Raw genomic sequence first — 18,871 nt, forward strand, 5'->3', positions numbered from 1 at the left:
CTCAAAATGTCTTTCTTTGATTGAATCTGCGAAGGAAAAGGCGAGCTGTAATAAGCGATATCTGAAGCCTGAAAGTAGCATCCTCTTCTTCGGATAGGCCAGGATGACCACCATGTGGGTGCATACGACTCATAAGGCCCTGCACAAATTGGGTCTTTTGCGGGTCCCACTCGTTGTAATCCTCAAGCAGGAAGGGCGGGTTCACGCCAGCGCCTAGGAAGTCGCGCCTTGCTTTGCTGTTGCCCGATCCGGCATATCCAAGCCCGTCGGCAATCTCGTTCAGATAGCTCTCATAGAAGTTTCGCAACTCACCATTAGCCGATGACCACTCGCCCCTTTGGAAAGCAGACAATGCTTGGTTCAGATGCCCCTTGGCTACGGAGAATCCATTACAATCCAAGAGCGCAACAATCTCGCTTTCAGCTTCGCGAAAATCGAGGCCTGGAATGCCCATTGGCAACATTCGCCTCAATTGACAAACTGCAATCATAGCAGGCGTATCGTCGAAGATAGAAGCTGTGCCGTTTGAGTTAGGAACCTGCTCGTCTACGACCTCAAACCCATCAAAACGTAGCCCCGCAATGAACTTTCTCCAGTCCGTACTTTGCTTGACACTACTGGGAGCTTGAATTGCAACTTCAACCAAGGCTCGTTCTAGAGCAATAAGTCCCGCTTCACTCATCACCTGAGGATTTACTTCCGTCGCGACTTGCGCCCAGCTCGCGACCCGAGCTGATTTACTGGTTGATGATACGTACTTCTTGATGCCCCACTGAACCTCAAGAATGGCCATGTCACTGTGCGACTTGAAGTTTGAGATAACCTCGGTGGCTGCAACGATGGTCATGCGATTAAATTCACTCATTTCACCACCTTTGTCGTCATTCTGGTGTAGAGCTCAAACAACTTCTCCAGGCGTTCGGTGTCATTGCGGAAGCGGCGACCGATGTAGATGCGTTCAAGCGTTTCGTCGTTTTGGTCATGGGCGGCGCGCAGGTCGTCTGGCATCTTGCTCTTGCCATCCTTCACCTCGTAGAGGTCGGCAACAGTTGCAGGAAAATGTGCCTCTCGCGCCAAAAGGATATCCTCAGCGCAACGAGTCAGGTCATCCTTGTTCTTCTCAGTCAACTTTGGGACGGGGAAGGTATTCCATCCTAACGTATTTGAATAGCTGAAGTCAGTGCGCATGCGTACGCAAACAGTTCCAATCCAAACCCAGTGAAGCCGAGATGCGACAAGGGCCAAATTCCAAAGAGGAGCATCGTATAAAGCGAAAAGCTTGTTTGATGCGATGGCGGTTTCATCTCGATAGTCGCAGGGCAGATATTCTCTGTTTTCAGAACTGACCCCGGGCACAAGAATTTGTGTCTTCTGAGCGACGCCCGCAATTTGGACAAAACGATAAGGCTTAGCCGCAAAGTCGCGAGTGGAAGCTGCCTTTGATTCTAATCGGTTGGCTACAACTTTTTTGAGTCTCTCAGCTATGAAGGGATTCTCAGAAGCAACTATCTTTTCTTCTTCTTTGATCCACAGGCAATGGCGTTGCTTACCATTAATCAGCTCCTCAGACCCAAGAAATTGCCGGACCATATGACCAACATCGGGGTCTTTTCGCAAATTTGCTGCCTCTTCAGAGTTCACAAACAAATTTCCTCCGTCTCTGGGCATGTTTCCGAAAAGCATAGGTGATTGTTGCCCAATGGGCGTAGTTGACTTTGTCACTACTTCGGATCGGTTGGGGACCAAGTATGGACCAATAACCGAGCAACTTTGCACTACATCACCGTCAAATAGCTTTTTGTATGAATTACTCTTTTTCCCAAGGCCGACGATAATAACGGTAACACCCGCGTTGTGGCTAGCCAAATTACTCCATTTGAAAGGAACATGTGCAAATGGAATTTCGACGCCGCTGTTGAAAACAAACGGCCAAATGTCTGAAGCTTGCTGACCTTGGCAAATGCTGTTGGTAGTCACAAATGCCGCAACCGCTTCTGGTACGCTTTTTGCGAAGTCTAGGTAACGGGCAATCCATCCGCTTACGAAGTCAGTAGTCTTTGCCAAACTAGGTTTTTCTCGCCAAGCGTGCCCCATATCCGATTTTTGCTCGGCTGTTTGCCACTTACTTCCTTTATAAGGCGGGTTCCCGCAAATGTAGGTCTCGCCACCCTCATTTTCGAAGTCGATTTGCGCTTGTTCAAGTGGCGAATGAAACAAGTCATCAGCTTTGTATTTGACACCGGTTCCAGTAGGAGGACAGATGCTCAACCAGTCTAGCCGAAGCGCGTTGCCGCAGGTGATCCAGTTTTGGGCATCAAGCGGCAAAAACTCAGCCAACGCTTCCTTCTGGCCTCGATAGGTCACATCACACTGATACTCAGCAATGATCAACGCCAGCCGCGCAATCTCAGCGGGAAAGTCGCGCAGCTCGATTCCACGATAGTTCGTCAGTGGAATCTCCGTGCGCCGATCTGCCTCCCCGCGCAGCTCGTTGATTTCGGCCTCTATGCTACGCATTTCTTTATAGGCAATCACAAGGAAGTTTCCCGACCCACAGGCTGGGTCAAAAACCCTAATCTTAGCCATTCGATTGCGCAGGTTTAGCAGCTTGCGAGGGTTCTCCCCCGCCTCTTCCAGCTTTTCACGCAGATCATCAAGGAAAAGCGGATTAAGCACCTTCAGGATGTTCGGTACGGATGTGTAATGCATACCAAGTGCGCCGCGCTCTTCATCATCCGCCACGGCCTGGATCATCGATCCGAAAATGTCGGGATTGATCTTTGTCCAGTCGAGGCTACCGATATGGATCAGGTAAGAGCGCGCGATTTTGCTGAAGCTCGGCACGTCTGTCGTGCCCGAAAACAGCCCGCCGTTCACGTAGGGAAAGACATTCGCCCAACGAGCAATGTCAGCCGCCGTGCGATCGTCGGCCTTTGTGTTCATGGCGCGGAAAAGCTCGCTGATCACCTCATGGGTGTTCGAGCTGTCCTTCTCGCTCATCCGCTCGATCGTGCCGGTGAACTGATCGGGGGTGGTGAAGATGTCAGTGTCTTCGGCAAAGAAGCAGAAAATCAGCCGCGCCATGAAGTGGTTCATGTCGTGACGGCGCGCTGCCGTGCCCCATTCGGGATTGTCCTTCAATAGCTCGACATAGAGCCGGTTGAGACGGCCAGTCGCTTTGATGTCAAAGGCGCTCTCGCGGATTTGCTTGACGGTGCTGATCCCTGCCAGGGGCAGGAAGAACCCGAAATGGTCGGGAAAATCGGTGTAAGCGCAGGCGATCGTCTCGCCCGTGGTCAGGTCTTCGGCCTCAAGATCGCGGCCATCGGTAGCAAGGACAAATTTCGCCTTGGCCTTGGTCGTGGCGGGGCTGGCCTTCAGATCGGCAAGGGAATTCGTGACTTCCCCTTCAGCGCAAACCTTCAAGTGGATCTTATTGGTCTGAAGCACGCCGCCCAGGTCAGACTTTTTTCGTGCGCCCTTGCGCAACATTTTGATGGTCGTGGCTTTGTTGCCAAATGCCAGAAGGAACGCGTACGGAAACTCAGCCGCATCAAACGGCTGCTCTGCAAGGGCGGATATTGCCTCTTCAATTTCAACAGCGTTCACGTCTCAATTCCTTACTTTTCTTGTTCGGCCTGGGCATTCTGATCAATGCGTGCTTGATCAACGTATTCCCGCATAAATGCTCTAAGCACTTGGGCCGCAGGTATATCCTGAGCCTTACAAGCTTCGACAAAGCTTTCCCGCAGCTCTCGCTGCACGCGTATGCGGAGACCGACATCTTTCATTCGGGTCAAAGTGTACCCAATGGATACACATCTGTAAAATTCTTAGTCGCCTTGACCATTGTTTAGACCGAACTCCCGCCTTAGCCGGTCCGACAATTCCACTTCGGGAACTATAGTACCGTCAACCAAACGCAAGAGTACAAGGTCATGATGCACAGTCATACTGGTGTCGATCTGTGTATACCCTGGGCGACAAGCCCGAACCCGCGATCTAAATCGTTTGAACGCCTCATAAACACCCTTCTCGCGGACACCCTCAAGCACATAGTTGGAACAACTCTTCTTGAAGATGCAGCGCTTACGGATCGAGGTTGGAGCAACCCGCTGATAAAATAAGATCGCCCAGATAATCAGGTACTTCACTTACGGAAGACAGCAACGGAAAAGGTTTTTTCAAATGGGCTGGTCGCGCCGAATCCAAAGCAACCGTTCGAGCCAGGCACCACCGTGCTGTGATTTTCAAGCCCGACAAACTCCCAACCAGCTTTGGCTTCCGAAGCTATCACCGCATCAAGGCTGGACGCGACACCCGGCACGGCATTTTTTCGGTCAATCGGGGGCTCAAAAGGTACGCATTTGTAATCCATCAAGAAATCCTCACTCACGTTATGCGTGAGCAGCCTTGCCGTATATTCGCACCAGGTCAACCTCCTCCGCCCTTCGCCAGAAATTCCCTTTCAAAGCGACACCCATCAAAAGTTACGCCAAGGCGTAACCATGTGGAAATTACGCCGTAGCGCAAAAAATTCAAAATTACTTTGCAGCGTAACTTCCATCATGTTACGCTATAGCGCAAATTAAGGAAGATGTGATGAAATTGGTTGCCAGAACACCCCAGCAAATTGGTGAGGCCCTGCGGCGGGTGCGGAAAGCCAAAGGCATAACGCAAAAGGATGTCAGTCAGCGAACAAATCTGCGCATCGCAACCATATCTTCGCTGGAAAACGGCGATCCTGGAACACAAATGCGAACGGTTATGAGTGTACTCGGCGCACTTGAACTTGAGTTCATCGTGCAAGAGAGAGGTCAATCTGATGAAGTCAGCATCGAGGATATTTTCTCGTGAGAGCATTTCGACGCAACCCTCCTCTGACCGTCCTTCTCAATGGGCGGCTGGTCGGCATAATCCACATGGCCACCAGCGGCGCGATTTCTTTTCAATATGATCACTCCTGGCTGGACTGGCAGTACGCCCTCCCCATCTCCCGCTCTCTCCCACTAACGGAGCAAGCCCATAAGGGTGCGTCGGTCATTTCCTATTTGGAAAACTTGCTCCCCGACAATCAGGCAATCCGTGAGCGTGTGGCAGCAAAAGTTCATGCTTCAGGCACTGACGCGTACCATATGCTGGAAAAGATCGGGCGCGACTGTGTCGGAGCGCTTCAGTTCGTTGTGGACTATGATGGCTCTGCGCCTACCACCGAACTAGAAGGTGATAACCTTACCAACAGCCAGATTTCAGCCATCCTGAAAAACCTAGCATCCGCACCACTGGGAATCGAAGAAGAGGATGACTTCCGCATCTCAATCGCGGGCGCACAGGAAAAGTCAGCCTTGCTTTACAAAGACGGACAGTGGCTCAGGCCAAAGGGTATGACGCCAACAACCCACATTCTCAAAACGCAGCTTGGCGTTCTACCGAACGGGATAAACTTGTCCGATAGCGTTGAGAATGAATTCTTCTGTATGCGCTTTTGCAGAGAAATGGGTTCGGACGTTGCCCAAGTCGATATTGTGGACTTTGAGGATACACGAGCGCTTTCAATTGAGCGATTTGACCGAAAGTGGACAAAGAAGGGAACACTTCTTCGCCTTCCGCAGGAAGATTTTTGCCAAGCAATGGCTGTGCCACCCAGCCAAAAGTATCAAACGGACGGCGGGCCATCGATAACGGACTGCATCGATTTGCTACGGGGTAGCGACAAGCCAACAGAGGACCAAATAGCATTTTTCAGGGCGCAAATTCTCTTCTGGCTTCTTGGAGCAACGGACGGCCATGCCAAGAACTTCAGCCTGTTCCTGCGACCTGGCAGCGGATTTGTAATGACGCCTTTGTACGATATTCTTTCGGCGCAAAAAGCACTGGACGAAGGCCAGGTACGGCATGGCCAAATGAAACTGGCCATGTCCGTCGGAAATCGAAATCGCTATCGCTTGGACCAGGTTGCACCAAGGCATTTTCTTCAATCGGCAAAGGCTGCGGGCTTTGGCGTAACGCTCGTTGAGCGGCTCCTTGTGGAAATTCATGAACAAGTACCCAGGGCAATTGAGGCAACGCTCACCCAGCTACCCGCCGATTTCCCCATAGAACTTTCTGAAACAATCGTTGCCGGTATCACTGCACGTCATCGCTTGCTGGAACTCGGACTAGCAGCGCTCAATGCGTAAGCCTCCGGCTTTATCGCTCCAAACGCTCATCTGTTTCTCGCTGCATTTCACGCTGCATTCGGGTTCGGTCAGCCTTGCGATCACTTTCAACCACCTGCCCCCAGGCGGCAGCTAGATGCTCTCGCGCTTCTTCGGGAAGATTTGCTTCCCAAATATCTCGCTCACTGACCTGTGACAGAGCAACACGCATTTCCTGCCACAGTTCAAGGCGGCGCTCATTACGAACTTCACGCGGGCCTACGACTTCGCGAGCCCGATTAAACGCCTCCTCTGATGCGCCAATTTTTGCTTGAAGCGTGAGACCGTCGTGATCGTGGCCGTCTTTCTGCCCGAGAAGGCGTGACAAGTTTTTTTGGAAACGCGGCAAACTCGACAGTGCTTGATTGGCTTCCTTGCGCGCCTTTGTCCTAAACCCAAGTAACCGCCACCCTCGCTTCTTACCAATGTCAGACAAGTCAATTTCACTTAGGCTCTCGCCAGACTTCAGACGGCGCTCCAACTCCTTTCGAGCAGCTCGGGGATTTCTGTACAACTGAACACAGGCAGCATCGACATCTCCATCGGCATTTTCGATATCATCGTTGATCCGCTCAGCAACAAATTTATTTTGCCGCAATGCTCGCTGGTCACGAACAAGTTTCGCGCCTAGTTCTGCGGCTTCTTTTTCCTTGGAACGAAAATACGCATAGCTGCTTGCGGCAGACAGTGCGTGCTTTATGCGAGCACTGGTTTCGGCCTTTGCTTGAGCTTCTTGGCGCTCTGCGCCTTGCTCCAGTTCCTCAAGGATGGATTCTGGCCGCTCCGATTCAGGTGGCTCAAGTTGATCAGCAACATCACGATCGATGTCGCGATCAATTTCGTAGCCCTCCCAAGATTCTTGGAACCGGTTTTCCAACCGATCTTGGCGAGCATGTTTCCCGATCTTGGAAAGAGTCATGAAGTGCTCGCCATCGGTAATGCGGAACCCTTGACCTGCGCGCCTCAAATGCAAACCCTGACCCTCCAAGCGCGCTTCCAGTTCTGCCCAACTCGTCGCCTCTTTGAAGTGGTGGGTAATGTTTTTGCGAACATTTCGCATCATTGCTTCTGACCATTTGGAAAGCGGCGCATCGCCCTCTCGCTCCGCGCGCTTTTTTTCCTCGCGAGATGGCCCCTTCTCTCGGTTGAGGTCGCGCTCACCTGACCGCAACTCTTCAAGATCAGGCCGGTCCACAATTCGGAGACCGAGTTCTTGCTCCTGTCGCTCCAAACTCTCCATGATCCGATACACGTCCCGCCAAGCATTCCAGGCTCGCCCCGTCTCGGGGTGCACTGTGTTGACCACAACATGGATATGAGGGCAGTCGCCATCGTCGTGCGCGACGATCAAATGCTGATGCTCTGAGAGGCCGAGATCAGCGAGCAGCGTTTCGGCCACTTGCATCTGCACATCCTTCGGTGGCTGCTCATCCGGGGGCCAGCTTATCGGCAAGTGGAAGACCGGCTTTTTTACCCGATGGGATAAAGCCGCTGTCGCGCCCATGATACCTGCAACAACCATAGGGGAAATAGTGGGCAAGTTTCGAGCCTCTGACCAAATGACGCGATGGGGGTTTTCTTCGCCTTTTCTGCCTTCATGCAGGTACCGAAGAAGCCCTTTGAATCCCCGCCCCTTGTAGGGGTTGCCGATCATGGGCAGAATGGACGGAGTTTTTCCGTCAGGTCATGAAGAACTGAAAGGAGCTGTTCCTCAGTTACCAGTTCGCCTCTGTTGGCCTGATGGGCAAGGCCATTGAGCTTGGCTCCCTCGTGCGCCAGAAGAGTAATGGCCTCCTGCGCGACTGCCTTGGGAGACGTTTCGCCAGACGTCCAAAAGGTAAGCGCGGCGGACACACGTTTGAAAACATGCTCGATGTGCTGCGCACCTTCGATCTTGTTTTTCTGAGCGTTGTCCATGAGCTGATTTAAATTGTTCCCAACGCGGTTCAATTGCCGGATCAGCTCACTAGCCTGCACACTGGGTTTCGGCGACATCGGCTTACCCAGAGCAAGGCTTCGGATGAATGCAGACATCGTGACACCAGCACGTTCCGCATTAGCGGAAATACGTGCGCGCTCAGCAGGTGTGACCCAAAAGGTCAACTGCTCTGAGCGGTTCTCGTGTTTGGGTTTCGTGGAACCCTTAGGTCGTGCCATGCATCCAAGCCCTCTACGGCGCTTGAGTAGACGAGGTGATTCCCTTGAGACGTAAGCGTAGCGGGTCGAATGGGAGAGCATATCTCCTGTACAGAATAGTTTTTTCTGTACAGAGATACTTCCTCGCTCCTCAAAAGAACGCTACCGCTAAACCCGACGATGTCAACTTATAGAAGGCTGTACAACATTTGAATTTGTACTTCTGACACAAAGTCTTAGCTACAAGCTCCAACTTTTGCCCATAATTGTCAATACATCCCCACTCGCGCAAATCCTGCACAACATCAGCCAAAAGAGAAATTGTCAGGGCTTTCTCGAATCCGGCTCCATAATCCGTTGCGGGGCTGCCCTGAAGATTAACCAGAGGCATCAATCGGATTGCCAATTCCGGCCCCGCACCCCACCATACCTGCGTGCATTTCCAACAATACTTGCAACTGTCAGTTTGTAGTTTTTTGGCCACTCCATAAGAACATGTGAGGCTGGTCCGAAAGAACAATAAGAATGAACGTGACCCTCCCAGACGCTTTCCCAGCCTCGCTCATTTGAGGGCTCACAAAGGACAAGATCATGAGTAGTTGGGCAACCCTATCTTACAGTAACAACGCCACCTTCGGTGAACGTGTATTTGTCAATATGCCCTGGCGGGCACATACAGAAAGAAGCAATAAACTCACAGCTTGGATCGCACCCGTATTGGGCCGAGAAGACGAACCAGGGGCATGGCGTTTTCGCGCAAGGTCGGGAAAGAACGACTTACCCGAAAGCCAAACCACGGAACTTCTTGCAGGGGTATTCACGTTGCTGGCAGGGCACGGTTTCACACCGGAAACAATCAGCTTTTCAACGCTATCTGCAATTGCTCAAAGGCCGCAACATCACATATCGACGGAGCATCGTGAAGCGGCGAAACAACATATTGCGCGACAAAAACAGATGGATCTTGATCCAAGCCACCCATTTGAACGTGGTCTCTCGTAACCGTTGCGCTAAGCACATTTCCCAAAAGGCCACCGCACAACCGCTACGAGAGACAATCCAAACTGGATTTGGCTTCACAACAAGACTAACGTCTCAATAGAGGTATTTCGTTGAAGAGGTTTCATTGTTGGACAATAGGTCATTCTTGACGCGTGTAATGTATCGCATATCAAAGTCTTTCCGAAAGGGCATGGACCAAGGTTGGGAGGAGCGTGTAGGCACGCCCCCGCCTTGGACGGCGATAGGGAAGCAATATCATGCTGCCCGCAAGGAACGCGAAGAGCTGATAGCGAACCCACCTCCGATTCATGGCGACGCACGCTTTATGGGGCGTGATGAAATCAGGGCCATTGAGACCGAAGCAATGGCTTTGAATGAAAACAAATTCGCTCGACGGCACGGCTGCATGATCCTTGGGAACGGGTTCGATTTTGAATCCAGCGAGCTTGTAACCACCGTAACGTCAAACCCACCAGGACACTTGCTGACCATCGCCGCTACCAGGTCGGGCAAAGGCACAAGTCAGATTGTACCGAACCTTCTGCTATATGGCGGCTCCGTTGTAGTGATCGATCCAAAGGGCGAAAACTATGCGCTGACGCACGAAGAGCGCCGGAAACACGGACGCGTGGTACGGGTCGATCCCTTCAGGGTGACGAAGCCGTTTGACCCCGTGTCGCCATTCTCGGCCTATAATCCGATGGAATTCGTCGAGGGCGAAAGCGACGCCAGGCGACTGGCCTCTCTACTTCTTGGAGATGGCCCCACGGGTGAAAGCAAATTTTGGCATGACGAAGCAGTCAATCTGCTATCGGCGGTTATCCTTGCTTGCGTTTCGGTTGAGCGCAATCAGATCGGCGATGTTCGGGATGTACTTACCGCTTCCAACCTGACGAACGGGAAAGAGCCTTCCGCTCTTGCAAAGTACCTTGGAGCGTTGGCTGACGGCTCAACGGAACCGGGAGCCAAGAGACGGTTGGATAGTTTCATCGGATATGCCGAAAAGATGCAATCGAGCATTTTGGCTACGATCAACGCCGGAATGAGCATATGGGATACACCTGAAATTGCTGAAGCTGTCGGTAGCACCGATCTGCCTTTCGGCGATCTCAAAACGGATGTGGCTACTATTTACGTAGTTTTACCATTCGACAAGATGGGCGATTATGGCGCATTTTTGCGTCTCATGGTCGGGCAGTTCTATCAGGCCATGATTAAGGGCGGGAAAGCTGAAAGTATTCCCGTCGCCTGCATCATCGATGAATTCCCGGCTCTGGGCTCTATGAAAGAGCTGGTTCGTGCCCTGGCTGAAGTCGCTGGTTATGGCGTCCGGTTCTGGCTGTTTATCCAAAACCATTCCCAGCTCAAGGCCCTGTATCCTGACGACTGGAATGCGATCGTCTCACAGTGCAGCACAGTCAGCGTGTTCGGCGTCACGGACGGAGAAACCGTGGAATGGCTCGAAAAGCAATTGGGGAAAAAGACGCAAGCTGTATCGGTACCCGGTGTAAACACTGGCGGCACCGGACGCGATGCCCTCGGCGTTCTGAACGTGAATGGTACAGTCAGCGACAATGTCGTACTGGCGGGGGCGCCTCTTCTATCTCCTGGTGAAATCCGTGAGTACCTTGGGGTCGGCTCGCCCTGGCAACTAATTTTCCTTTCAGGAAAACGCCCGCTGTTTGCAGCACGCATAATCTATTTCGACGATGACCGGCTAATGGGCATGGCGGGAAGCTTTGACAATCCGCCGAATTTTGCCGCCCCTACTGACCTGCGCGGGACAGAATACTGGAAAGGTGTACCAGAGGGTTTCAAATACGGAATTCGGGACGCCAACGACGATGTTTGAAGAACGTGGAACCCACCTAAAGCTGACAACCAGCCCAAAAAAAAGAACTGTCGCTGCGCCATGGTTCCTGACCGGACATGGCGACCCATATCAACTAGAAATCCAGCCCGGCGAAATCGTTTGCTATGACCCCAAAAACAAAATCTTGCATATCAGGAACAACAAACGCGGTATTTCACACACCGTCACACCATCCGTCCACGTCAAGCTCGACCATGAACAAGATTTTCACGACATAGACTTTATTGACTTGGAGGACCCGACGCAAAACCTGGCCGGTGTCTACATTAATGAAGGTGTTCTGAGCTTCGAAGATCACAATCGATTTGAGTTTTCAAATGCCTTGATGTTTCAAAGCGTATGCAGGCTTCTGGCCTCACCCGTCTTCAATCCCTGGACGGAATTGCCGCACATTAGAAACGAGAACGCCTTTTATCAATGCGACCTAGCGACAGGCGAGATTTGGCTAAATCCAGAGATGGAAGATGGCCCAAAGAACGTGGACAAGGTCCATAGTCATATTGTCCACCTCTCCTTCGAAACCTCTGAACCGATGCCTTGCTGGAACAAAGACACGCGGCAAGACGATATGTTGCCGCCCGGTAGATACGACGCTGAAGTCATCAAGTCTGACCATGATACGGGCGATGTGGAAACGATTAAGGCTGATGGTTGGACAAGCGACGGATCGGACCTGTGCACGTTTCATATCCCCTTCGCTCCTCTGTTTCAGTTGATACAGGACGGTTCTGTACCAGCAGGAAACATGCTTTCCAGAGTTCCGTTTGACCCTCGCGTGCATACGGACATGGCGCTAAAAGCTGCCGCCGAACCTACTCGGTCAAGGTTCTTGAAACCCCTATCCGGGCGGTAGTCGCGGCAACAATTGCCAGTAGTTTGCCTGCTGCCACTCCTAATATTACGCCGTTACGGGTCGATCACTTCATAAATCAAAGCCCGTGCCACCGCGTGGGATCGGTTTCGGGCGTTTAACCGTTGGGCTGCGTTTCGGATATGCAATTCAACAGTCTTTGTTGAGAGGGACAGTTTGAACGCAATCTCCTTGTTAGTAAGGCCTGCAGAGACCCAGAGAAGACATTCCTTCTCCCGAACCGACAAGGGAAAGAACTGCCGCATCATGTCCCCTTCCTGCACACGAGAATGAAAGAGCATGGCTGCGTTTTCGACCAGCGGGGTCGCCTCGGCGACAATTATTTCGCCTTGTTTCTCCGAGGTCGCATCGAATGAAATGCCTGTTCCCCCGAGCTTGAAGCCCGACGCATCACGAACTGGAATTGTCACGCCATAATCCATTCCAAAATCCTTCATGGAATTTTGAAAGAAGTCTGACTTTGCTGTGCGAAACTTGCTCGCGCGAGGATCACACCATGAGATGGGTCGCTGATCTTCGTTCATGGCATATTGGGCAAAAGGGTCGTGATCGATGTACCCCTCGTCCAAGTAGAGGCGGTTAAACTCCTCGGGATGGGAGGACATCGCCACCACTTCTGACGACAATGATCGCCCCACTGTCTTGGGAAAGAACCCATAGACCGCGCTCTTCGCACCCAGCTTCGCCAGCGCATCAGAGTAGAGTGACCACGCCAGATCAACCGTGGCTGCTTTGGTCAGTTTTTCGGAAAAATCAAGAATCTGGTTTGTTTTCCGACGGTCAATGAAAGTGATCCGTTTCATGCACTACACCTTCGGACCAATTGCAAGACATTTCAACAATTTTCTGCGTAGGAAAGGCAAGTCGGAGAGTAGTATACTTGAATACGACGTACAGTTGTCGACCCTCCAGCCGCATCAAACTTTACGTCACTGAAGCACGCGAGATGCGCGCCACATTACTCTGGCCATGTCTTCGTCCATCGAAGCGATCTCGACTTCCTCCAATGCAGTTTGCATGAAGGCGCGGACTGCATTTTTTGTTGCCTGGTCTGGGTACATTCTCGCAACAAAAACTACCTGTCTAGCTATGGTCCAAATAGAAGTTGAAGCCCATGAGTTGCCACGATTTTTTCTCCATGCCAAAAGTTCATCAAAAGCATCCTCCGCATTCCCGTGGCCAAACTGGTAATGAAGCCAACCACGCAGTAGCCCAGCTTGCAATAGATCTCCAAAACTGGGTCGTTTAATGGCCTTTACAATCCATTGTTCATATACCGGGTCACCACGCATGGCCAAGACATTGTAAAATGACTTTTCTTCCCTCCAATTGCCGAATTCCAATTCGTCACCATTCAATCCCGCACTCAACTTGTCGTATGACAAACCATACATTAAGTTACCAATAAGCTCATTCCTCTCTTCATCAACACTGTCAATCCATCCCTCCGACTTCAGGATAAGCAGGTATTCATTCATTTTATCAAGTTGACCAAGTCTCGCAGCGTACTCGGGAGCACTGGTAAGGACTCGCCAATGCGTGACTGGGACCTTTGGCAAATAGTCAATTCGAAACGCCTCCTTTTCTCGAAATACGTCTCTTGCGGTTTCCCGAAATATACCGCTATCAAATAGACCTGAAAGTGTTCCAATCTTTCGCTTTTCGTTGCGAGAGTCTTCCTGCCAGTCAATTTGACTGGCCATATCCCTAACAATAGAATAAAATTCGTCAGAATACCCGCTCTGAAAGACTTCCATACTTGCGATTTCAGAAAGAAAACTGAAATCATCCCCACCTTTTCCTATCGTAGACAAAAGCAATAATGTCGAGCATTGGTCGTCTTGAAGGCAGGCCATCTTCTCCTCGACCCAAATTGATTTTGTTTCAGCGGCTTCAACCGCTGCAAGTTTGGCTGTGGCCTCAGCTTGCTCTGCGGCGAACAATTCATCAACCTTGGCCTGAATTCGATCATGTTCTGATTGAAGAGCCTTCAGGTCAACATTTCCGATGGACTGCCCGGTGACCAAAGAAACGGCCAATCCAGATGATGGATGGTCGGAAATTATTCGCTCCAGGCTTTCGATGGCATCACTCAGGGCGATCAGCCTTTCTTCAGGGGCAGACCCCTTCTCTGCCGCCTGGATCGCCTGCACGGCTTCAACCAACAGCGCATTTGCTTCAGCGTCACCCGCGTGGACTGGCGTTGATGTCGAAAGATAGAAGCAGGTCAAAACGGCAAAAGCGCCTTTTACTCCGGTGGATGGTGTCATGAGGAACCTTCTTTGAAATCCAAAATCGGGATGCCTCCCACCCCAGGGTAGCTGGTTAGGAAGGTTCACCGCATCATGTCCGGCAGAACACTTTTGCTCCGGAAATAGCTGAACAACATGATCAGGGGCACGATGATACCAAGCGCGGCGATCAGCTGCAGAAACGTGAACCAAATCCCAAAACCTACAGTCGATCGTTTGACGTTGATGAAACCGGAAAACCCTAGAAGGGCGACGCTTGTGATGTTCAGCACCAGTGCGTTGGAGGCTTGATCTGCAGTGGTGCCCGTCCCTTCGAGGGCTCCAAAGAACAAGGCCGCCAGACTGAAGACGATCAGCAAAAAGGTCCAGTTCATGATCAGCCCGAACCCGTAGATCTCGCGAGCCTTTTTTGCCTGACTCATCAGCAAGAATATGGTTCCAAAAATGAAAGCCAGAAAAAGAATAATTCCTAGAGCGTCCATTAGTGCTCTCCTTTATTTGCCTTGGCCTACGGCGGGTCGTGCAGTCTGCTGTCCATCAATTTGTCTTGAAACATCTGCGATGGGCAGTGGGTCCGATCTCGCGCGGCCTATCTGATCCAATTGTAGAGGATTGAGCGCTCGCAACGTATCTAGGGAATTCCCTATGATCCAAGATCACTGCCGCACGGAAAATTGCGCAGGCTTCACAACAGATCATTCGTATTGGTCATTCGACCTGTTGTCGTGATACATTCTGTGGCGACCATTAGGGTTCCTTTTTGTCTATGCAGGAATTGCAACTTCGTCTCACGTCGAAGCCCTGCTTTTACAAGGAACTAGGACACTCAGCGGAAAGAGCGCAGTCCGAGGACGTAAGGGAACCCTTATGTCAACGATGAATTGAGCTTTTCTGCGGGAACCAACCGCACAATCACAATGAAAGAAGCATCAATGCGGATCGGGTACGCGCGCGTCTCGACTATCGACCAAAGCCTGAATTTACAGCGCGACGCGCTGAAGAATGCGGGCTGTAAGACGATCATAGAAGATTTTGGCCAGTCAGGGGCCGAGAAACACCGAACCGGACTCATGGAGGCGATTGCCGCCACCGCGCCAGGCGACACACTCGTGGTATGGCGGCTCGATCGCCTCGGGCGGTCTTTGGTCGATCTAATTGATATTCTGAGCCAGTTGGCGGAACGCGGCGCAGAGTTTCACTCACTGACTGAGGCGATCGATACAAACTCCTCGGGCGGCCGTTTGGTGTTTCACATGATGGGCGCTCTAGCTGAGTTTGAACGAAACCTTATCAGCGAACGCACCCGCGCAGGCATGGCTGCGGCAAAAAAGTCTGGAAAGCAAATCGGGCGGCCCAAGGCATTGTCTGACAAACAAATCCAAGAGGCCAAAACCCTACTCGCTGAAGGCACCCACTCCCCAAAGACGATCGCCTCATCGCTCGGGGTCCATCCAAAAACGTTGCAAAGGGCAATACGCAAGGCAAAGGGGGAGTGATCCCCCTCCCTCACTGGTTCCAGAAAATATGCACTCCCTGATGACCTGTCTCAACCGTGAAAACATCGCCTCCAAGTTCAAGATCCCGGCCCATCGCTTCATAGCCGATATAGTTGGCCAGCGCCTGGGGCACCTCTGTCGTGTCCTCGGTCAACTGCTCGGCAAAATCCGCCAGGCTTTCATATTGGCCTGCATAGTCTTCTTCTAAAGCTTTCTCTGCCGGTTCAATTTCGCCCTGGAAGTTCTCCAAAACTGCCGCCCCAAGTTCGCCGCGCTCCTGAACAAAAACAGCCAGTTCGTGCGCGCTTTCAATTCCTTGGTATTCGCTGATCTGCACCAGCCCATAATTCATGTAATCGTGAATGGCCCACTCTTCGGCGGGCTCCTCCAACGGTGACGCCTTCAGCATTTCCCGAACTGCGTGCCAAATGTCTTCGATACTCTGGGTCGCATCGACCCAAACACCATGAAGGATACCATTGTTATATGCTGCCAAGTCCGCGACGTAGATTGATGGGTTGTCCATTTCCTTTTCTCCCTTTTGATTTCGGTTGCGCATGTTGCAACCGACGCCCCGACGGCGAGTTGTGGGGAGACAAAGGCACAGGCCGGATCACGCGGAGGGGGATCACCCGCCCTGCACGCAACAAAGTGTAGGAACGGCGGGGAAACCGCTTGAAACGCCGCTAGGGTAGCCTTGACTGCGTCAGGGACAACGTCCCTTAGCGAGCGGGACCCTAAATCACGCGCCCCTTCCATTCTGTTTTTGGAATATTTATTTGGAGCGTTTACGCGTCTTGCGATATACTGGCCCCAATGGGGTCTCAAAAAACCGACTTGTTATCACGCAGCGCCTTTGGCGCTCTTTCGCTGTACGAAAAAAATGAATATCTTCAGGAACTCACGCATTCTTACATGACGGCCAAGGGCCAAAAGCCGATAACTCTTTCCAAAGAAGCTCTTAGCCGCTTACGGCGCTTTTACAGTCGGCGTAGCTTTGCCGACCTCAAGCTCGAGGGGATCAAAGACCCAATTGTTGCGCGATCCTTGTATGGCCTTGCTGATGCGATGCATAAAGGTACTTTTGAACAACTTATTGAAAGCGAGACACCACCGGGTGCCAATAAAGCGCTCTCACGCCCGCCGCCTCTAAACGATGATCAACTGATGTTTTTCGTTCCCCAGTTGCACGACGCCCCTCTCAAAGACGACGTCAATCTTATGGACGTCGCTCCGTTTTCGCTTAGCAAAACGCGACGCGACGATGTTTTGCGATACGAGCTTAAAGATTGTGTCATCACCATTGCAGGCGGCGTTGAGAATGGCCTGGCGAACGCTTATGACTACGACATTTTTCTCAACATGGTTTCTTACCTCGCGGAGGAAATGCGGCTTTATCAAAAGCTGAAGCGCAAGGGACGCAACACTGAGCTTCCTGCAAGGGTCTTTCGGCCAACTGCTTCTCAAATTCTAAAGTTCTGCCGCCGAGGAAACGGCGGGAAACAATACGCCGAGCTTGAAAAAGCGCTTGATCGACTACAGGACACTCGCATCAAGATTACCAATTTCAAAAAAGACGCTAGACGGGCTACTGAGACGTTTCCCCTCATTGATCGTTATCGGGTGCTGTCACGCACAACGAGCGACAAAATCGATCACGTTGAGATCCATATCCCAGAATGGGTTTATAACGGCGTTGTAAACCCGTCGGGAACTGCGAGCATCCTCACACTCAACCCCGACTATTTCCTACTCACCAAACCGACGGCGCGATTCATCTACCGCCTTGCTCGCAAAGCCGCAGGCCAAGGTGAAGCGCACTACTCCGTCAAGGACCTTCACTATCGAAGCGGGACCACAATCCCACTCAGCAAATTCAACCGAAGCATAGAGGCGCTTGTTCGTGATGCTGTGTCCGAGCCGCTGCCGGACTACGATCTTTCACTCAAGCCAGGACGTGGGAGCCAAGTCTTGTTCATCAAGCGACGGGAAGAAACCGAGAATAGTGAAATGGATTTTCAAGGGCTCGAGTAATTTTTGTCAGACATTCGTACATCATTCCGCCATTTTTGACAAAAACGAGAAGAACAAGCCGCACCAAACCCAGCAATCTTCTGTAATAATTATACTTTCTCGAGTTATGCACAGTGAGAATCCTCAGAGCGCCTGCTTTTTGTCAAATCCCGTACATCGTTCCGTCAGAGCCGTACATTGTTCTGTCAAAACCGTACATCATTCTGTCAAAGCCGTACATCAAGTCCAAAACTATATGCTATCATATTGAAACAATGACGGAATCGGCCCCTTAAAACCTTTAAAACTGCCAAAACTAATAAAACGCACCCCAAGAGGGTGCAGAAATTTTGATTTTTTGCTTTTCTTTTTTGGTGGCTTCGGAACATTCTGAATACACCAAACCTGCGCAGACTTCAGGAATGGTTCGCGCTGAGTCGTTGAGATTTGTTGTGCAGCATTGCGAGTGATCGCCCCCAAATCTGCCCCTGTGCGCCAAAAACAACAAAGCCGCCCGGAGGGGCGGCTTGTTAAGTCATTGACATTCGACGCTGAAGTTGGTTGCGGGAGTAGGATTTGAACCTACGACCTTCAGGTTATGAGCCTGACGAGCTACCGGGCTGCTCCATCCCGCGGAGATTGTTGGTTATGATCGTTAGAGAGATTTTTTGGTATTTACTAGGTTTGGCGGTGACCTACTCTCCCAGGGCTTAAGCCCAAGTACCATTGGCGCGACGGCACTTAACTTCCGGGTTCGGGATGGGACCGGGTGTTTTGCTCGTGCTATGACCACCAAACCAAGAAAATACCAACAAGCCTGCAGCTTGTTGGATTTTCTTGGTTAGCGGCAGGCAGGGTATTTGCAAAGCAAATACCCGTTGCCGCACCTGAGTTATGTCACGAAGACATTTCCACAAGCGCGAGGCTTATCTATCAACGTGTTGTCCAAGTTATGTTTTGCTTTTTGGTGTTTATGAGACTGTCTGTTACTGGAACAGATCAAGCCTATCGGGCGATTAGTACCGGTCAAC

Annotated in this window: 17 protein-coding genes, 1 tRNA gene and 1 rRNA gene; 7 read left to right on the plus strand and 12 right to left on the minus strand. The window is 51.4% G+C overall.

Translation table 11 applies throughout. The features are described from left to right. Position 1 precedes the first annotated feature (1 nt). The 4 genes from SM765_RS11505 to SM765_RS11520 all read right to left on the minus strand — a co-directional run bounded on the left by SM765_RS11505 (position 2) and on the right by SM765_RS11520 (position 4,378). On the minus strand, positions 2 to 865 hold the full coding sequence (locus tag SM765_RS11505; protein ID WP_368981517.1) for a hypothetical protein: 864 nt from the start codon (positions 863 to 865) through the stop codon (positions 2 to 4). After that, entirely contained in the window at positions 862 to 3,609 is a 2,748-nt protein-coding gene (locus SM765_RS11510; protein WP_368981518.1) for a class I SAM-dependent DNA methyltransferase, read from the minus strand. The genes SM765_RS11505 and SM765_RS11510 overlap by 4 nt, the downstream gene beginning before the upstream one ends. A 224-nt stretch (positions 3,610 to 3,833) precedes the next feature. Then, a complete protein-coding gene (gene yidD, locus SM765_RS11515) occupies positions 3,834 to 4,154 on the minus strand; it encodes a membrane protein insertion efficiency factor YidD (RefSeq protein ID WP_368981519.1) in 321 nt (106 codons plus the stop codon). Further along, the gene (locus SM765_RS11520; protein WP_368981520.1) at positions 4,151 to 4,378 is read right to left on the minus strand and encodes a hypothetical protein; all 228 of its coding nucleotides are present in this window, start codon (positions 4,376 to 4,378) and stop codon (positions 4,151 to 4,153) included. The genes yidD and SM765_RS11520 overlap by 4 nt, the downstream gene beginning before the upstream one ends. Before the next feature lie 224 nt (positions 4,379 to 4,602). Between SM765_RS11520 and SM765_RS11525 the strand changes: the two genes are divergently transcribed. Further along, complete coding sequence (locus tag SM765_RS11525) at positions 4,603 to 4,857, plus strand: helix-turn-helix domain-containing protein (protein ID WP_368981521.1); 255 nt, start codon at positions 4,603 to 4,605, stop codon at positions 4,855 to 4,857. Continuing rightward, complete coding sequence (locus SM765_RS11530) at positions 4,854 to 6,179, plus strand: type II toxin-antitoxin system HipA family toxin (protein WP_368981522.1); 1,326 nt, start codon at positions 4,854 to 4,856, stop codon at positions 6,177 to 6,179. Before SM765_RS11525 ends, SM765_RS11530 begins: the two co-directional genes overlap by 4 nt. Before the next feature lie 10 nt (positions 6,180 to 6,189). Here SM765_RS11530 and SM765_RS11535 read toward each other — a convergent pair whose 3' ends face one another. Then, the gene (locus tag SM765_RS11535) at positions 6,190 to 7,851 is read right to left on the minus strand and encodes a relaxase/mobilization nuclease domain-containing protein (protein ID WP_368981523.1); all 1,662 of its coding nucleotides are present in this window, start codon (positions 7,849 to 7,851) and stop codon (positions 6,190 to 6,192) included. Further along, positions 7,848 to 8,354 carry a plasmid mobilization protein gene (locus tag SM765_RS11540; protein WP_368981524.1) on the minus strand — a complete coding sequence of 169 codons (507 nt, stop codon included), beginning with the start codon at positions 8,352 to 8,354 and terminating at the stop codon, positions 7,848 to 7,850. Before SM765_RS11540 ends, SM765_RS11535 begins: the two co-directional genes overlap by 4 nt. Positions 8,355 to 8,924: 570 nt before the next feature. Between SM765_RS11540 and SM765_RS11545 the strand changes: the two genes are divergently transcribed. The 3 genes from SM765_RS11545 to SM765_RS11555 all read left to right on the plus strand — a co-directional run bounded on the left by SM765_RS11545 (position 8,925) and on the right by SM765_RS11555 (position 12,061). Then, entirely contained in the window at positions 8,925 to 9,335 is a 411-nt protein-coding gene (locus tag SM765_RS11545) for a hypothetical protein (protein ID WP_368981525.1), read from the plus strand. Positions 9,336 to 9,525: 190 nt separating this feature from the next. After that, positions 9,526 to 11,187: a type IV secretory system conjugative DNA transfer family protein gene (locus tag SM765_RS11550; RefSeq protein WP_368981526.1), complete on the plus strand. Its 1,662-nt coding sequence runs from the start codon at positions 9,526 to 9,528 to the stop codon at positions 11,185 to 11,187. Next, on the plus strand, positions 11,180 to 12,061 hold the full coding sequence (locus SM765_RS11555; protein WP_368981527.1) for a hypothetical protein: 882 nt from the start codon (positions 11,180 to 11,182) through the stop codon (positions 12,059 to 12,061). Before SM765_RS11550 ends, SM765_RS11555 begins: the two co-directional genes overlap by 8 nt. Positions 12,062 to 12,114: 53 nt before the next feature. Here SM765_RS11555 and SM765_RS11560 read toward each other — a convergent pair whose 3' ends face one another. The 3 genes from SM765_RS11560 to SM765_RS11570 all read right to left on the minus strand — a co-directional run bounded on the left by SM765_RS11560 (position 12,115) and on the right by SM765_RS11570 (position 14,813). After that, on the minus strand, positions 12,115 to 12,882 hold the full coding sequence (locus SM765_RS11560) for a helix-turn-helix transcriptional regulator (RefSeq protein WP_368981528.1): 768 nt from the start codon (positions 12,880 to 12,882) through the stop codon (positions 12,115 to 12,117). Between the two features lie 126 nt (positions 12,883 to 13,008). Next, entirely contained in the window at positions 13,009 to 14,349 is a 1,341-nt protein-coding gene (locus SM765_RS11565; protein WP_368981529.1) for a hypothetical protein, read from the minus strand. Positions 14,350 to 14,414: 65 nt separating this feature from the next. Further along, positions 14,415 to 14,813, minus strand: a complete 399-nt coding sequence (locus SM765_RS11570; protein WP_368981530.1) for a hypothetical protein — start codon at positions 14,811 to 14,813, stop codon at positions 14,415 to 14,417. 435 nt (positions 14,814 to 15,248) lie between these two features. On the opposite strand from SM765_RS11570, the gene SM765_RS11575 reads away from it, so the two are divergent. Next, positions 15,249 to 15,827 (plus strand): recombinase family protein, encoded by a 579-nt coding sequence (locus tag SM765_RS11575; protein ID WP_490363104.1) that lies wholly within the window; start codon positions 15,249 to 15,251, stop codon positions 15,825 to 15,827. A gap of 10 nt (positions 15,828 to 15,837) precedes the next feature. Here the strand turns inward: SM765_RS11575 and SM765_RS11580 are convergent, their stop codons facing one another. Further along, the gene (locus tag SM765_RS11580; protein WP_368981531.1) at positions 15,838 to 16,353 is read right to left on the minus strand and encodes an antirestriction protein ArdA; all 516 of its coding nucleotides are present in this window, start codon (positions 16,351 to 16,353) and stop codon (positions 15,838 to 15,840) included. A 311-nt stretch (positions 16,354 to 16,664) separates the two neighbouring features. Here SM765_RS11580 and SM765_RS11585 point away from each other — a divergent pair, with 311 nt between their 5' ends. Then, complete coding sequence (locus SM765_RS11585; protein WP_368981532.1) at positions 16,665 to 17,861, plus strand: replication initiator protein A; 1,197 nt, start codon at positions 16,665 to 16,667, stop codon at positions 17,859 to 17,861. A gap of 537 nt (positions 17,862 to 18,398) precedes the next feature. On the opposite strand, the gene SM765_RS11590 is transcribed toward SM765_RS11585, so the two are convergent. Together SM765_RS11590 and rrf are read right to left on the minus strand one after the other, a co-directional pair. After that, positions 18,399 to 18,475: transfer RNA gene (locus SM765_RS11590), tRNA-Met, on the minus strand. Between the two features lie 47 nt (positions 18,476 to 18,522). Next, positions 18,523 to 18,637: ribosomal RNA gene (gene rrf, locus SM765_RS11595) — 5S ribosomal RNA — on the minus strand. Between the last annotated feature and the right edge of the window lie 234 nt (positions 18,638 to 18,871).

It is taken from the genome of Pseudophaeobacter sp. 1A09344, from assembly GCF_041008745.1.
In the GTDB taxonomy this organism is placed as follows: Bacteria; Pseudomonadota; Alphaproteobacteria; order Rhodobacterales; family Rhodobacteraceae; genus Phycobacter; species Phycobacter gallaeciensis_A.

Bases quoted from the DNA above. Each gene is read 5' to 3' on its own strand.
- SM765_RS11505 (WP_368981517.1), bottom strand. From the start codon at position 865: ATGAGTGAATTTAATCGCATGACCATCGTTGCAGCCACCGAGGTTATC.
- SM765_RS11520 (WP_368981520.1), bottom strand. From the start codon at position 4,378: ATGGATTACAAATGCGTACCTTTTGAGCCCCCGATTGACCGAAAAAAT.
- SM765_RS11525 (WP_368981521.1), top strand. From the start codon at position 4,603: ATGAAATTGGTTGCCAGAACACCCCAGCAAATTGGTGAGGCCCTGCGG.
- SM765_RS11535 (WP_368981523.1), bottom strand. From the start codon at position 7,851: ATGATCGGCAACCCCTACAAGGGGCGGGGATTCAAAGGGCTTCTTCGG.
- SM765_RS11540 (WP_368981524.1), bottom strand. From the start codon at position 8,354: ATGGCACGACCTAAGGGTTCCACGAAACCCAAACACGAGAACCGCTCA.
- SM765_RS11545 (WP_368981525.1), top strand. From the start codon at position 8,925: ATGAGTAGTTGGGCAACCCTATCTTACAGTAACAACGCCACCTTCGGT.
- SM765_RS11550 (WP_368981526.1), top strand. From the start codon at position 9,526: ATGGACCAAGGTTGGGAGGAGCGTGTAGGCACGCCCCCGCCTTGGACG.
- SM765_RS11555 (WP_368981527.1), top strand. From the start codon at position 11,180: ATGTTTGAAGAACGTGGAACCCACCTAAAGCTGACAACCAGCCCAAAA.
- SM765_RS11560 (WP_368981528.1), bottom strand. From the start codon at position 12,882: ATGAAACGGATCACTTTCATTGACCGTCGGAAAACAAACCAGATTCTT.
- SM765_RS11565 (WP_368981529.1), bottom strand. From the start codon at position 14,349: ATGACACCATCCACCGGAGTAAAAGGCGCTTTTGCCGTTTTGACCTGC.
- SM765_RS11570 (WP_368981530.1), bottom strand. From the start codon at position 14,813: ATGGACGCTCTAGGAATTATTCTTTTTCTGGCTTTCATTTTTGGAACC.
- SM765_RS11575 (WP_490363104.1), top strand. From the start codon at position 15,249: ATGAAAGAAGCATCAATGCGGATCGGGTACGCGCGCGTCTCGACTATC.
- SM765_RS11580 (WP_368981531.1), bottom strand. From the start codon at position 16,353: ATGGACAACCCATCAATCTACGTCGCGGACTTGGCAGCATATAACAAT.